The sequence below is a fragment of the Demequina sediminicola genome (assembly GCF_000975055.1).
GTDB lineage: Bacteria > Actinomycetota > Actinomycetes > Actinomycetales > Demequinaceae > Demequina > Demequina sediminicola.
The window spans coordinates 72,657-85,600 of sequence record NZ_BBRB01000001.1 but is presented as its reverse complement, the minus strand read 5'-3'; the positions used below and the strand labels follow the sequence as shown (position 1 = coordinate 85,600).

Sequence of the window (12,944 nt, the reverse complement as noted above, 5' to 3'; positions counted from 1 at the left end):
AGTGACGACGGTAGCGGTACTGGGGACAGGGAACATGGCGGGCGCAGTGGCGCGGCGATTGGCCGATGCCGACCCCGAATTGAACCTTCGTCTCACCACCCGCACGCGCGTCCCGGCGTGGGCCGAGGGACGTGAGCACGTCGAGCATCGTGCGCTCGAGAACGACCCGAATGCGACTGCATGGGCGCTCGACGGTGCCGACTTTGTCATTATTGGCGTCAAGCCTGTCGGCGTGATCGACCTGCTCACCGAGATTGGCCCCACGTTAAAAGACGGCGCTGTGGTCATCTCGGTCGCTGCGGGCGTGCGCCTTGCGCCCATGCGCGCCGCCCTCCCTGCTCACGCCGGCCTGGTGCGTACGATGCCCAACACTCCGACCGCGATTGGCCAGGGTGTCACCGCAGTCGCCATTGAGGAGGACGCGGACCCGGCGATTCAGGAGCGTGCGGTGGAGTTACTTGCCCCGACGGGACTGGTCGAGGCTCTGCCCGAAGCGCAGATTGATGCGTTTTCTGCAGTGTGCGGTTCCGGCCCGGCCTATGCCTACTACCTGGTCGAGGCGCTGCGCGCAGGAGCCGAGCGAGTGGGTCTTCCCGCGGACGTGGCGGCTCGCACGGTTCCCGCGATGCTCGCAGGCTCCCTATCGCTTCTGGAAGATTCCGGCGAAGAGCCCACGGAGATGCGGCGCCAAGTGACGAGCCCGGGTGGCTCCACCGCGGAAGGGATTCGCACCTTCGACGAGCGCAACCTCACTGGACTCATTGCCGACGCGCTGGAAGCGGCGCGTGTACGGAACGTGGAGCTCGGCGCGTAGTTCGGCGGACGTCAACTGCCGTCCGAACCCTGGCACGTTGTCCCCAGCCTGACTGGCAGACGGCTCTTCTCCACGCATCGGCGCTATGCCTGGTGCCGACATGATTCTCCCGCCACTGTGAAGTGGAGGCCGCAAAGTGCGGCCACAAAGGAGATTCATGAACGACATGACCATGACCGTCACCGGATGGGCCGCTGCCGACGCGCAGTTGGTCCTCAGCCGAGACGAACACGGCGTTGACCTGTGCACCTTCCGGGTTGGGCACACTCCGCGGTACTACAACTCCGCCGAGGGCAGATGGGCTGACCGCAAGACCGAGTGGTTCGACGTCAAAGTCTTTGGCGATGCGGCCCTCAGCGTCAAGCGGTCGATCAAGAAGGGCCAGCCCGTCGTGGTCGCGGGCAAGCTCCGCACTCACGACTGGCAGACCAGCGCAGGGGAGGCCCGCCGTAGCCTCGAACTTGAAGCCAGCGCTGTTGGCCACGACCTGACACGCGGTGTGGCCGAGTTCTCGCGGGCTACCGTTGCGGCCGGTGACGCCGCCGAGGGTCGCCCCGCGGACAGCGATCATGCCGATACCGCTTCCAGCACGTCGGATTCGGCCGAGCCATCCGTCGACGAAGAGACTTCACCAGCACCCGAGGACAGCGTCGAGCGCGAGCCGCTGTCCGTGTAATGGCGCACGAGGGGTCCACTGGCCTGGGACAATAGCGAGTGGACCCCGCCGTGCGTGCGCGAAGCGCGTAGGCTGGTGGGCGGCTCAATTCCCCGGCGCTCGCAGGAGCGCCTTCAGAACACGTTGACGGAGTAGCAGTGGCAGAGTTCATCTACACGATGCAAAAGGCGCGCAAGGCGCACGGCGACAAGGTCATCCTCGATGACGTCACGATGGCGTTCTATCCAGGCGCAAAGATCGGTGTCGTTGGCCCCAACGGCGCGGGTAAGTCGACCATCCTCAAGATCATGGCGGGGCTCGAAGAGCCTTCCAACGGTGAAGCGCGCCTCAGCCCCGGATACACCGTGGGCATCCTGTTGCAGGAGCCGCCGCTGAACGAAGAAAAGACTGTGCTCGGCAACGTCGAAGAGGGCGTCGCCGAGATCAAGGGCAAGCTCGACCGCTTCAACGCCATCTCCGAGGAAATGGCCAACCCCGACGCAGACTATGACGCTCTGCTGACTGAGATGGGCACCCTCCAGGAAGAACTGGACCACGCGGACGCCTGGGATCTCGATGCTCAGCTCGAGCAGGCCATGGACGCGCTCCAGTGCCCGCCGCCGGACGCTGACGTCTCCGTGCTGTCCGGTGGTGAACGTCGCCGTGTGGCACTGTGCAAGCTGCTACTTGAGAAGCCTGACCTGCTGCTCCTTGACGAGCCGACTAACCACCTCGACGCTGAATCGGTGTTGTGGCTCGAGCAGCACCTATCGAAGTACCCCGGCGCCGTCATGGCCGTCACACACGACCGGTACTTCCTGGACCACGTGGCCGAGTGGATCTGTGAGGTCGACCGCGGCCGCCTGTACCCCTACGAGGGCAACTACTCGACCTACCTTGAGAAGAAGCAGGAGCGCCTGCAGGTCCAGGGCAAGAAGGACGCCAAGCTCTCCAAGCGCCTCAAGGAGGAACTGGAGTGGGTGCGCTCGAACGCCAAGGGCCGTCAGGTGAAGTCGAAGGCGCGTCTTGCTCGCTATGAGGAGATGGCCGCCGAGGCGGAGAAGACCAAGAAGCTTGACTTTGAAGAGATTCAGATCCCACCGGGCCCGCGTCTGGGCAACGTGGTGATCGAAGCCAAGGACCTGAAGAAGGGCTTTGGCGAGCGCGTGCTCATCGATGGCTTGTCGTTCACGCTGCCGCGTAACGGCATCGTGGGTGTGATTGGTCCCAACGGTGTGGGTAAGACCACGCTGTTCAAGACGATCGTGGGTCTCGAAGACCTCGACGACGGTGACCTCAAGATTGGCGAGACAGTCAAGGTCTCCTATGTTGACCAGTCACGTGGCGGCATCGACCCCAAGCAGTCGCTGTGGGAGGTCGTTTCCGACGGTCTGGACTACATCAATGTAGGCAACGTGGAAATGCCCTCGCGTGCGTACATCTCCGCATTCGGTTTCAAGGGGCCGGACCAGCAGAAAGCCGCTGGAGTACTGTCCGGTGGTGAGCGCAACCGCCTCAACCTGGCGCTGACGCTCAAGGAGGGTGGAAACGTCCTGCTGCTCGATGAGCCGACTAACGACCTTGACGTTGAGACCCTGGGATCCCTAGAGAACGCCCTCCTCGAGTTCCCCGGTTGCGCTGTGGTGGTCTCGCACGACCGCTGGTTCCTGGACCGCGTTGCGACTCACATCCTGGCCTACGAAGGCACCGAGGAGAACCCTGCCAACTGGTACTGGTTTGAAGGTAACTTCGAGTCCTACGAGGCCAACAAGGTCGAGCGCTTGGGTGCCGATGCCGCTCGTCCTCACCGCGTGACTTACCGCAAGCTCACGCGCGACTAACTCGGCCCACGTGCGGCTCACCAAGCCCACGCGAAATGGCTCCATTTGCCTGTTTTGAGGTGCTCAAACAGTCAAATGGAGCCATTCGGCGTTCTTAGGACCAGGTATAGAGCGCGGTCTGTGCGCCAGCGAGCGCGTCGACCTCCGCGAGGTCACCCACTGCATCGGTCCGGGCATCGAGTGCCACGACGGGACAGACCGTCGAGCGGCCTGTCTCTGCGATCGCGGCAATATCCCATGAGATGAGAACCTGCTCCGCGCTGACGGCGTCGCCTTCCGCAACGTGCAAGGTGAAGCCCTCGCCGTCGAGTTGTACGGTGTTGATGCCTAAGTGAACCAGCACGCCGCGACCGTCGGCCGCTTGCACCACGAAGGCGTGGGGGTGAAGTTTCACCACGGTGCCATCGATGGGCGCCCTGACCTCAGTGCCCTGCTCCGTGTCGGGCTCAATAGCGACCCCAGGGCCAACGAGCGACGCGGCAAAAACCGGGTCAGGGACATCGGCCATCGCGACAACGGTGCCTGTCACTGGGGACAAGACGCGCAGCGCTGCGGTCAACGCAGGTCCTCAATGTCAGCCGCGATCGTGTCGGCCTGCGGGCCCACAATCACCTGGACTACGGTGCCTTGCTGCATCACGGCGATGGCTCCTGCAGCCTTGAGGGTGGGCTCGCTGACGGCGCTGGCATCTTCGACTTCCACGCGGAGGCGTGTGATGCAGGGCTCGAGGTCGATGATGTTTGCATCTCCGCCGAGGCCATCGAGAATCTTTTGTGGGTCAGCCATGATGGTTTCCTTTTCTTTGCTGTGCAGACGTGGGGAAAAATCTGTAGTGCGAATGTGCGTTGAAGGGGGTTTAGAGGAGGTCGTCGATCTCCGAGGCGACCACGTCTACCTCGGGTCCCACCACAACTTGAACGACGCGGCCATTGATCATGACGCCGAAGGCCCCGAGCTTGCGCAATGCGGCTGAATCGACTTGAGCCGGGTCATGAACCAAGGACCTGAGCCGCGTGGTGCATGGCTCTATCTCTTCGATGTTCGATGCACCGCCCAGCGCCTGAAGATACAAGGCGGCGCGCGGTTCTGGTGTTGTCATGAGTCCTCCTTGGACGTCGTTGGCGCGGGAGAGGGACGGCTGGGCTTTTCTGGCACATGTGGGGGAGCCAGAGGCACCCACACTTGGTAGCGATCGCCGCGAAAGCAGGAGCGGGAGAACATCACGGCACCATCGTCGCCGTGGGTGCGCCGCGTCGCGCGTAGCACTGCGGAGTTCTCGCTCATGTCGAGCAACTCGCACTCTTCGCGGGTGGCGATGTCTGCTGCGAGAGTCTCTTCACCCCATTGGGGGTCCTGGCCGTGGGTGCGCAGGGCGTCGTAGAGGCTCGGGGGTGGGCCGTCGTCGAAGAGGCGGGGTGCGAGAGCGACGGGAATCCAGGCTTCTTCGATGGCCATGGGTTTGCCGTCTGCGCGGCGCTGGCGGCGCAGATGGTGGACTTGGGCGCCTGGTGACACCCCGAGGACGGCGGCGACTTCGGCGGGTGCTGCGACAGCTCCGGAATCCAGGACAGTGGTGGAGGCGCTGAGGCCAAGGCGCTGCATTTGCTCTCCAAAGGTGGAGAGGCGGACTTCGAAGTCCATGCGGGGGGCGCTGACGAATGTTCCACGCCCTTGGACCTTCTCCAAGACGCCTTCTGATACGAGCGCGTCGATGGCGTGGCGGACTGTCATGCGTGAGACGCCGAACCGTTGGGTGAGGGCGCGTTCAGAGGGGACTGGATCGCCCACAGCGAGTTCCTCGGCGGCGAGGGCGACGAGGTAGTCGCGCACCTTGAGGTACTTGTGTGAGGTTGGTTGTGAGCCAGTCTCGGTTGGCATCGGTGCCCCCTGTGGTTCGGTGTGGTCCAGTCCACATTAGTCGATCGGTGACTTGCGGAGTGCTTGACAACATCATGAGGTATAGACCACTCTGTTGGCAACTGGTCCAGACCACACGGCCTTGAACGGAGTCGTCCAAGGCGGCAGGGCTACCAGTTCTTGCCCGTGCCAAATAACGGTGAAATACGCAACGAGGAGTGTTTCATGACCACCGCAGTAGATACCCCGCGACGAGGCTTCCCAGGCCTCGCGCAGCTTCAACGCATGGGCCGTTCGCTCATGCTGCCCATCGCATCCCTTCCCGCTGCAGCACTGCTGTTGCGCCTCGGCCAGCCCGACATGCTCGGTGCCGACGGCGTCGCAGGGTTCTGGCCCTGGATGCAGCCAGTGGCAGACGTCATCGGCGCTGCCGGTAACGCCCTGTTCGCCAACCTGGCACTGCTCTTCGCCGTCGGTGTTGCCGTCGGATACGCGCGAAAGTCGGACGGTTCTACGGGACTTGCCGCCGTCATCGGCTATCTGGTCTTCACGGCCGTAACGGACGCCATGTCGCCCATGGTGCTGCCCGCTGAAGAAGGCGCTGACCAGGAGCTCATTAACTACGGCGTCCTCGGCGGCATCGTCATCGGTATGACTGCAGCGTTGCTGTTCCAAAAATACTCAAGGATCAAACTCCCGGCGTGGTTGGCCTTCTTCGGTGGCCGCCGCTTTGTGCCGATCGTCACTGCGGGTGCCTCCGTGCTCATTGCCGTGGCACTGTCGCTGATCTACCCCTGGTTCGACACCGGCTTCACTGCCGTCGGTACCTGGGTCACTGGCCTGCCGATCATCGGTGGCTTCGTCTACGGAACGCTGAACCGACTCCTGCTGCCCTTCGGTCTGCACCACCTGCTGAACGCCTTCCCGTGGTTCCAGTTCGGAGAGTTCGAGAACTCGGCAGGGGAGATCGTCAACGGTGACATCCCACGCTTCCTCGCAGGCGACCCCACAGCCGGTCTGTTCACCACCGGATTCTTCCCGATCATGATGTTCGCGCTCCCCGCAGCCGCTCTGGCGATCGTTCACACAGCCAAGCCTGCCAAGCGCAAGATGACAGCAGGAATCATGGGATCTGCGGCGCTCGTGGCCTTCGTGACCGGTGTCACCGAGCCTCTCGAGTTCGCATTCGTCTATGTCGCATACCCGCTGTACCTCGTGCACGCAGTGCTCACCGGTACGTCATTGGCGCTCACCAACGCCATCGGAATTCGTGACGGGTTTGGCTTCTCTGCCGGCGCCATCGACTACCTGTTGAACTTCCGTATCGCTGAAATGCCGCTGCTGCTGATCCCGATCGGTTTGGGCTACGCGGTGATCTACTACTTCCTGTTCCGTTGGGTGATTAGGAAGTGGAACCTCAAGACCCCGGGTCGTGAAGACGATGAACCCGGCACTGAGGCCTCGGTTGACGAGACGCTGACGAAGGTCGACGAGTCGCCCTCCGAGTTGGAGGCCGATGCTGCTCAGGCACGGTTGAATGCCGCGGACGGAGCGCGGGCCGACAGTTCTGGAGGTGACACCAAGTGACACAGGTGCTGCGTGGCGTAGCGGTCAGCGCTGGACGCTGCGCGGCACCGGTCGCACGGATGGCTGCTGCGGTTGCCGAACCTGCACCTGCTCCGGCTCTGGATGAGTCGAAGCGGGAGGCAGCGGCAGCGGCCATCGTCGCCGCGAGCCAACAGGTCCAACAGGATCTGTTGGCCGCGGCGGCATCTGTGTCCGGTACCGCAGCAGAGATACTCACTGTCACGTCGACGATGGCAACGGACCCTGCTCTGGTGTCATCCGCAACAACCAAGGTCACCGACGATGGGGAGAGCCCCGAGCGTGCAGTGTGGCTCGCCGCCGATGCGTTGGCTGAGCAACTTGCGGCGTTGGGTGGAAATCTCGCAGAGAGAGCCACGGATGTGCGCGATGTGCGTAGCCGCATCGTCGCTCACCTGACGGGGGTGCCAGGCCCTGGAGTCCCGAGGCGGGACGAGCCGTTCGTGCTGGTTGCCGAGGACTTGGCTCCCGCGGACACAGCGACGCTCGATCCAGCATCGGTCCTTGCCATTGTCACCAGCGGCGGTGGCCCTACCTCGCACACGTCGATCCTGGCGCGTTCACTGGGTATCCCGTGCATTGTGGCAACCATCGGTGCTGACGACCTCGTTGACGGCCAGGTGATTGCTGTCGATGGTGGAAGCGGCGAGGTTCACGTTGAACCGGATGCTGAACTGATTGAGCGCTTCTCGCTGGAGATTTCGCTTCCCGAAGCGCTGACCGAGCCTGGCCGCACCAAGGACGGCCATGCCGTCGCGCTGCTGGCCAACATCGGGAATCCCGATGGAGCCGATGCTGCGGCACAGGCCGGCGCCGAGGGCGTGGGGTTGTTCCGCACCGAGTTCTGCTTCCTCGGACGGGAGACGGCGCCCTCAGTTGAGGAGCAGGTCGCCCAGTACGGCAAAGTTCTTGAAGCGTTCCCTGGCAAGAAAGTGGTGATTCGTACGCTCGACGCGGGTGCAGATAAGCCACTGCCGTTCGTGACCGCCGACGACGAGCCCAATCCTGCACTCGGTGTCCGCGGGCTCAGGACATCGTGGGACCGTCCTGATGTCCTCGAAGATCAGCTCCAGGCCATCGCACAGGCAGCGAAAGCTGCGGAGGCGGACGTCCACGTCATGGCACCCATGGTCGCCACTGTCGCGGAGACGGAGACGTTCGTGGACGCCTGTGCTCGTCACGGCATCGGCCAGGCGGGAATCATGATCGAGATTCCCGCATCGGCCCTACGTGCGCGAGACCTCCTCAAGGTCGCATCCTTTGCGTCGATCGGAACGAACGACCTCACGCAGTACGCGATGGCCTCGGACCGCGAACTCGCTTCCTTGGCATCGCTGTCAACGCCGTGGCAACCCGCCGTGCTTGACCTCATCGCCGCCGCTTGCGACGGGGCGGCGCGTCATGGGCGGCCGGTAGGCGTCTGCGGGGAGGCCGCGGCAGATCCCGCGCTCGCTGCCGTGCTCGTGGGGCTAGGTGTGGCGTCGCTATCGATGACGCCACGTTCACTTCCAGCGGTGGGGGCGATCCTCGCCACCGTGGAACTCGACGAATGCCGGGCACTCGCTGAGGTTGCACGTGACGCTTCGTCTGCGGATGAAGCACGGGCGGCAGTGCGTGACCGCATCCCGGCGCTTGAAGAGTGGGCGCTGTAGTTCTCGATACGGAGTGAACACAGATCAGGGCGGCGACATCGCATGATGTCGCCGCCCTGAATCGTCTCTGGAGCGCCGTTAGCTGACTTCAGTCTGGAGCAGGAAGTTTTCGAGGGAGTCCAGGGCTGCGGCGTCGTCCGCGCTGTCGCCTTCTGTGGTCAGCGTGACCGTGTCGCCGGCCTTGGCGCCGAGCGTCATGATCGACAGGATGGAGTCCGCGGGCACAGGGGCGTCACCCTTGCTGATAGTGACCTTCGCCGGGGCGGCTTGTGCGGCAGCCACAAACAGTGCTGCAGGGCGTGCGTGCAGGCCTTCTTCGATGGCAATGGTGACAGTGCGCTCCATGGGGTCCTCCTGAGGTGTGAATGTTCACGCCCATCGTACAGGTCTAGACCACCTTGGTCTAGCGCTGAGGCGCAGCGCATCCACGAACAGTTACGGTGATGACATGACACGCATCCATGTCCCCGTATCGCTCCGCTGGTCCGACATCGACGCCTACGGGCACGTCAACAACGCCGAGATGCTCCGGCTCCTTGAGGAAGCACGCATTAGGGCTTTCTGGGCCGACGACAGCCTGGGCGCCGATGCGGACGCGCCCGCGACGGCAGTGATTGCGGGCGGCCCGGGTGCAGACACCATCACACTGATTGCCGGACAACAGATCGAGTATCTCGCGCCGGCACCCTACGGACGCCGCCCGCTCGACGTGCAGTTGTGGATCGGGCGACTTGGGGGAGCGAGCATCGAGATTTGCTATGAAGTGCGTTCGCCAGTCGTCGATGATGCCGAGCAGGAGGTTTATGCACGGGCATCGACCACGTTGGTGCTGTTCGACGTGGCGACCAACAGTCCCCGCAGGCTGACGGACGCGGAGCGCTCCACCTGGACTGAGTATCTCGAGGAACCGATAGCGTTCCGCTCTCGCTAACCCACCCCACACCCCCTCACCCCACACACCACACACCTAGCCAAGTGGCTCCATCTCGCTGTTTTGGCGCCTCAAAACAGCGAAATGGAGCCACTTGGCGGGGCAGGGCGGCAGGCGGGGCGGGGCGGCGGGATGGGATGCGCTGTGGTCTGGGATGCGCAAAGCGCCGGCCACCTTGTGGTGACCGGCGCTTTGAGTAAAGCAGAAACTACTTATGCGGTGAGGGAGTCAACCCACTCCTGGTTAGCTGCCACCCAGTCGGCCACGATCTGCTCGCGGTCTGCCGAGTCGGCGCCGTTGAGCTCGTTCTCCAGGTCGTACAGGAGGTCGGCTTCCATCGTGAAGTCAGCGAGCCAGCCGGTGACCTCGGGGAACTCTTCACCGAATCCGGTGCGCGAGTAGGTCACGATGTTCTCAGCCTCGCCGAGCGTGCCCTCAGGGTCCTCAAGGTTCTTGAGGTCGTAGGCGCCGTAGGCCCAGTGGGGCTCCCACAGCGTGACGACGATGTTCTCGCCGTCCGTGGTGGCCTTGTCGAGCTCCGAGAGCATCGCGGGGGTCGACGACGTGACGAAGTCCAGCTCCTCAAGGCCGTAGCCCGGAATGGTCGCGTCCTTGACGGTCGCGGTCAGGCCGGCGCCTGCCTCGATGCCGACGATGCGGTTGTCGAATTCGTCAGCGTTAGCCGCGAGTTCGTCAAGCGAGTCGATGGGAGCGTCAGCGTTCACTGCCACGGTGAGGGCAGCGCTGTCGAACCATGCACCGACCTCTTCCATGTCGTCGCCGAACTCTTCGAGGTAGGCAGCGTGGGTCAGGGGCAGCCAGACATCGGTGAGGATGTCGTAGTCGCCGTCAGCGATTCCCTGGAATCCCACGGCTGCATCCGCGTAGTCGACCGAGGCGTTGTAGCCCTTGTCGTTGAGGATGTTCTGCCACAGCAGTGACGTGGCGATGGACTCGTCCCAGCCGTTGAATGCGGCGAGGGTGATGTCGCCTCCCGCAGCGGCTTCTCCGCTTGCGGTGGCCTCGGCGTCGGTGTCGTCGGAGGACGAGCAACCAGCGAGCACGAGGCCCGCAGCAGCAGTCACCGCGAGTGCGGTTCCGGTGCGCTTGAACATATTTCTTCCTTTCTCGGCACAGGGATTTCCGGGTGCCGTGGAAGCGTCTCGCCGTCGGGATCAGACGAGGCGCCCGCAATCCGGTGAGGGATCGCGAAGTCATGCAGGGGGAATCGACATTGGGCCGATGCCCCCGGTTGTGAGGGGAGTGTTAGACCTTGGAGTTGTCGCCAGCAGGTGTGGCGATGGTCGATTCGGCGCTGTGGGCTTCCATCTCAACGATCTCGGCATCGATACGGGCCTGTTCAGCGGTCTCGCGACGTTGTTTGCGTGCCTTGGCGAGTTGGGCGTAGAGGCCCATGCCCTTGCCCACCGACGCGGTGAAGCGGTCAAGGATGATGGCCAGGAACACCACAGAAAGGCCGGCTTCGAATCCGAGGCCCTCGTCCAGTGTCAGGACTGCTTCGGTGACCGGGTCACCCAGTCCAGGCGCACCGACCATACCGGCGATGACGACCATGGATAGCGACAACATGATCACCTGGTTGATACCGGCCATGATGGACGGCATTGCCAGGGGGATCTGGATCTGACGCAGGATGCGCCCCGGTGTGGCGCCAAAGGCCTGTCCAGCCTCGATGACTTCCTTGTCTACGCCACGGATGCCTAGCTCGGTGAGACGCACGCCCGGCGCCACAGCAAAGATCACTGTGGCGAGGATTCCGGGTGCGACGCCAATGCCGAAGAGGGCGAGCGCGGGCACGAGGTACACGAAGGCGGGCAGGGTTTGCAGGAGGTCCATCAGCGGCTTGACGAAGGCTGATACGCGGTCATTGCGGGCTGCCCAAATTCCAAGGGGAATGGCAATGAGCGTTGCCGCCAATGTCGCGACGAGTACCAGTGCAAGCGTCGCAATCGCGTTCTCCCACTGACCTACCGAGACGATAAATACCAGGGCTATTGCAGTGCCAATGGCAAACTTCCGGCCACGTGCGAACAATGCTGCGATAGCGGCGATCAGGATGAAGGCCCAGTCCGGTGGGTAAGAAAGTACCCAATCGATGGCATTGAATACCGTCTCGAAGACAACGCTCAGCGCATCGAAGAACGCGGCAAAGGTCTCTTTGAACCAGTCAAAGAAGTTTTCGATCCAGACGTCGAACGGGATTGATGGCGGCCAAGGCCAGAGGTGGACAGTTCCACCAAAGAGATTAAAAGTGATGTCCATTACAGACCGCCCTTCTCAGCTGAGGAGTCGAGGATCTTATCGACCACGGCCTCGGGTAGGGGTTCAACGACGGGTTCTGCGGAGTGCGCGGCGTCCGGCTCGCCACCGAGGGCCGCCAGTAGTGTGACGCGGGGGACTACTCCCACGAGGCGTTCCTTCTCGTCGGTCACGGCGAGCGCTAACGCGGCCTCCAGCGACGGGATGAAGAGATCTGACAGCGGTGTGTCCTTGGACACAGCGCCGTGATCGTGCTGAATGGCGCCGGAGATGGACTTCTCGCCCTTGCGCACGAGGTCGAGAATGTCGCGGTCGCGAACCCAGCCGACGATCGTGCGGTCGCGCTTGATGACGTACAGCGCGGAGATGCCGTTCTCGCGCATCGCCTGGAGGCAAGCGCGAGGACCCGAGTTCTCATGCACCGTGGCGAAAGGCTTGCGCATGACGGAGTCCGCGGTGAGGACCTTGGTGCGGTCAACGTCCTGAACGAACTGTTCAACGTATTCGTTGGCTGGGTTCGTGAGGACTTCCTCGGGTGAGTCGATCTGCACAATACGGCCGTCGCGCATGACCGCGATGCGGTCGCCGATGTACATGGCCTCATTGAGATCGTGCGTGATGAAGATGATGGTCTTGCCGAGCTCGGACTGGAGCTCGAGCAACTGGTCCTGCATTTCGCGGCGGATCAGTGGGTCGAGTGCGGAGAACGCCTCATCCATCAGGAGCACTTCCGTGTCTGCAGAGAGTGCGCGGGCAAGGCCTACGCGCTGCTGCATTCCACCGGACAGTTCGGAGGGGTACTTCTCTTCCCATCCGGAAAGTCCGACGATGCGGGTGACCTTGAGGGCGCGCTCGATGCGTTGCTCTTTGGGCATTCCCTGGATTTCGAGTCCGTAGGCAACGTTGTCGATCACGGTGCGGTGGGGGAGGAGTGCGAAGTGCTGGAACACCATCGAGATTTTGTGGCGACGGATCTCACGCAGTTCAGCCGCGCTCACGCCGGTGATGGAGTCTTCGCCGATGGTGACGGTGCCAGCGGTTTGTGGGTGCAGTCCGTTGAGCATGCGGATCAAGGTGGATTTTCCGGAGCCCGAGAGCCCCATGACCACAAAGATCTCACCCTTCTTGACTTCAAAGGATGCATCGATCACTGCTGCGGTGGCGCCGTTGAGGTCATCGCGGGACGCGCCCTTTTGCAGTTTCTTGACGGCATCATGTGCGTTGCGGCCAAAGACCTTGTAGAGGCCTTCCGCCTTCAAAGCGATGTCGTTCACTAGTGTCCTCGCCTGCTCTCAGCGTCAGTTAGAGA

General features: G+C 63.0%; 14 protein-coding genes. 6 read left to right on the top strand and 8 right to left on the bottom strand.

The genetic code is table 11. The annotated features are described in order from the left end of the window. Nucleotide 1 precedes the first annotated feature (1 nt). The 3 genes from proC (at nt 2) to ettA (ending at nt 3,310) form a co-directional block, all read left to right on the top strand. Nucleotides 2–814 (top strand): pyrroline-5-carboxylate reductase, encoded by an 813-nt coding sequence (gene proC / locus AOP79_RS00380; RefSeq protein WP_152647935.1) that lies wholly within the window; start codon nt 2–4, stop codon nt 812–814. 157 nt (nt 815–971) lie between these two features. Next, a complete protein-coding gene (locus tag AOP79_RS00375; protein ID WP_062069248.1) occupies nt 972–1,490 on the top strand; it encodes a single-stranded DNA-binding protein in 519 nt (172 codons plus the stop codon). Between the two features lie 137 nt (nt 1,491–1,627). After that, entirely contained in the window at nt 1,628–3,310 is a 1,683-nt protein-coding gene (gene ettA / locus AOP79_RS00370; protein ID WP_062069246.1) for an energy-dependent translational throttle protein EttA, read from the top strand. Nucleotides 3,311–3,404: 94 nt separating this feature from the next. On the opposite strand, the gene AOP79_RS00365 is transcribed toward ettA, so the two are convergent. The 4 genes from AOP79_RS00365 to AOP79_RS00350 all read right to left on the bottom strand — a co-directional run bounded on the left by AOP79_RS00365 (nt 3,405) and on the right by AOP79_RS00350 (nt 5,188). Then, complete coding sequence (locus AOP79_RS00365; protein WP_269078437.1) at nt 3,405–3,869, bottom strand: PTS sugar transporter subunit IIA; 465 nt, start codon at nt 3,867–3,869, stop codon at nt 3,405–3,407. Next, nucleotides 3,866–4,096, bottom strand: a complete 231-nt coding sequence (locus tag AOP79_RS00360; protein ID WP_062069244.1) for a PTS sugar transporter subunit IIB — start codon at nt 4,094–4,096, stop codon at nt 3,866–3,868. Before AOP79_RS00360 ends, AOP79_RS00365 begins: the two co-directional genes overlap by 4 nt. Before the next feature lie 70 nt (nt 4,097–4,166). After that, on the bottom strand, nt 4,167–4,409 hold the full coding sequence (locus tag AOP79_RS00355; protein ID WP_062069242.1) for a PTS sugar transporter subunit IIB: 243 nt from the start codon (nt 4,407–4,409) through the stop codon (nt 4,167–4,169). Further along, entirely contained in the window at nt 4,406–5,188 is a 783-nt protein-coding gene (locus AOP79_RS00350) for a GntR family transcriptional regulator (protein ID WP_062069240.1), read from the bottom strand. The genes AOP79_RS00355 and AOP79_RS00350 overlap by 4 nt, the downstream gene beginning before the upstream one ends. Before the next feature lie 204 nt (nt 5,189–5,392). Here AOP79_RS00350 and AOP79_RS00345 point away from each other — a divergent pair, with 204 nt between their 5' ends. Then, nucleotides 5,393–6,754, top strand: a complete 1,362-nt coding sequence (locus tag AOP79_RS00345; RefSeq protein ID WP_082093237.1) for a PTS transporter subunit EIIC — start codon at nt 5,393–5,395, stop codon at nt 6,752–6,754. Beyond that, nucleotides 6,751–8,424, top strand: coding sequence for a phosphoenolpyruvate--protein phosphotransferase (gene ptsP, locus AOP79_RS00340; protein ID WP_082093236.1), 1,674 nt, complete (start codon nt 6,751–6,753; stop codon nt 8,422–8,424). Before AOP79_RS00345 ends, ptsP begins: the two co-directional genes overlap by 4 nt. 78 nt (nt 8,425–8,502) lie before the next feature. Here ptsP and AOP79_RS00335 read toward each other — a convergent pair whose 3' ends face one another. Continuing rightward, nucleotides 8,503–8,769 carry an HPr family phosphocarrier protein gene (locus tag AOP79_RS00335; RefSeq protein WP_062069238.1) on the bottom strand — a complete coding sequence of 89 codons (267 nt, stop codon included), beginning with the start codon at nt 8,767–8,769 and terminating at the stop codon, nt 8,503–8,505. A gap of 103 nt (nt 8,770–8,872) precedes the next feature. Here AOP79_RS00335 and AOP79_RS00330 point away from each other — a divergent pair, with 103 nt between their 5' ends. Beyond that, nucleotides 8,873–9,355 (top strand): acyl-CoA thioesterase, encoded by a 483-nt coding sequence (locus tag AOP79_RS00330; protein WP_062069235.1) that lies wholly within the window; start codon nt 8,873–8,875, stop codon nt 9,353–9,355. Nucleotides 9,356–9,567: 212 nt separating this feature from the next. On the opposite strand, the gene AOP79_RS00325 is transcribed toward AOP79_RS00330, so the two are convergent. From AOP79_RS00325 to AOP79_RS00315, 3 genes are all read right to left on the bottom strand, one after another. After that, entirely contained in the window at nt 9,568–10,470 is a 903-nt protein-coding gene (locus AOP79_RS00325) for a glycine betaine ABC transporter substrate-binding protein (protein WP_062069232.1), read from the bottom strand. Nucleotides 10,471–10,621: 151 nt separating this feature from the next. Continuing rightward, a complete protein-coding gene (locus tag AOP79_RS00320; protein ID WP_082093235.1) occupies nt 10,622–11,638 on the bottom strand; it encodes an ABC transporter permease in 1,017 nt (338 codons plus the stop codon). After that, nucleotides 11,638–12,909 carry a quaternary amine ABC transporter ATP-binding protein gene (locus AOP79_RS00315; RefSeq protein WP_062069230.1) on the bottom strand — a complete coding sequence of 424 codons (1,272 nt, stop codon included), beginning with the start codon at nt 12,907–12,909 and terminating at the stop codon, nt 11,638–11,640. Before AOP79_RS00315 ends, AOP79_RS00320 begins: the two co-directional genes overlap by 1 nt. Between the last annotated feature and the right edge of the window lie 35 nt (nt 12,910–12,944).

Coding starts and splice junctions, on each gene's coding strand:
- AOP79_RS00345 (WP_082093237.1), top strand. CDS start 5,393: ATGACCACCGCAGTAGATACCCCGCGACGAGGCTTCCCAGGCCTCGCG.
- AOP79_RS00335 (WP_062069238.1), bottom strand. CDS start 8,769: ATGGAGCGCACTGTCACCATTGCCATCGAAGAAGGCCTGCACGCACGC.
- AOP79_RS00360 (WP_062069244.1), bottom strand. CDS start 4,096: ATGGCTGACCCACAAAAGATTCTCGATGGCCTCGGCGGAGATGCAAAC.
- AOP79_RS00320 (WP_082093235.1), bottom strand. CDS start 11,638: ATGGACATCACTTTTAATCTCTTTGGTGGAACTGTCCACCTCTGGCCT.
- AOP79_RS00350 (WP_062069240.1), bottom strand. CDS start 5,188: ATGCCAACCGAGACTGGCTCACAACCAACCTCACACAAGTACCTCAAG.
- AOP79_RS00375 (WP_062069248.1), top strand. CDS start 972: ATGAACGACATGACCATGACCGTCACCGGATGGGCCGCTGCCGACGCG.
- AOP79_RS00355 (WP_062069242.1), bottom strand. CDS start 4,409: ATGACAACACCAGAACCGCGCGCCGCCTTGTATCTTCAGGCGCTGGGC.
- AOP79_RS00325 (WP_062069232.1), bottom strand. CDS start 10,470: ATGTTCAAGCGCACCGGAACCGCACTCGCGGTGACTGCTGCTGCGGGC.
- AOP79_RS00330 (WP_062069235.1), top strand. CDS start 8,873: ATGACACGCATCCATGTCCCCGTATCGCTCCGCTGGTCCGACATCGAC.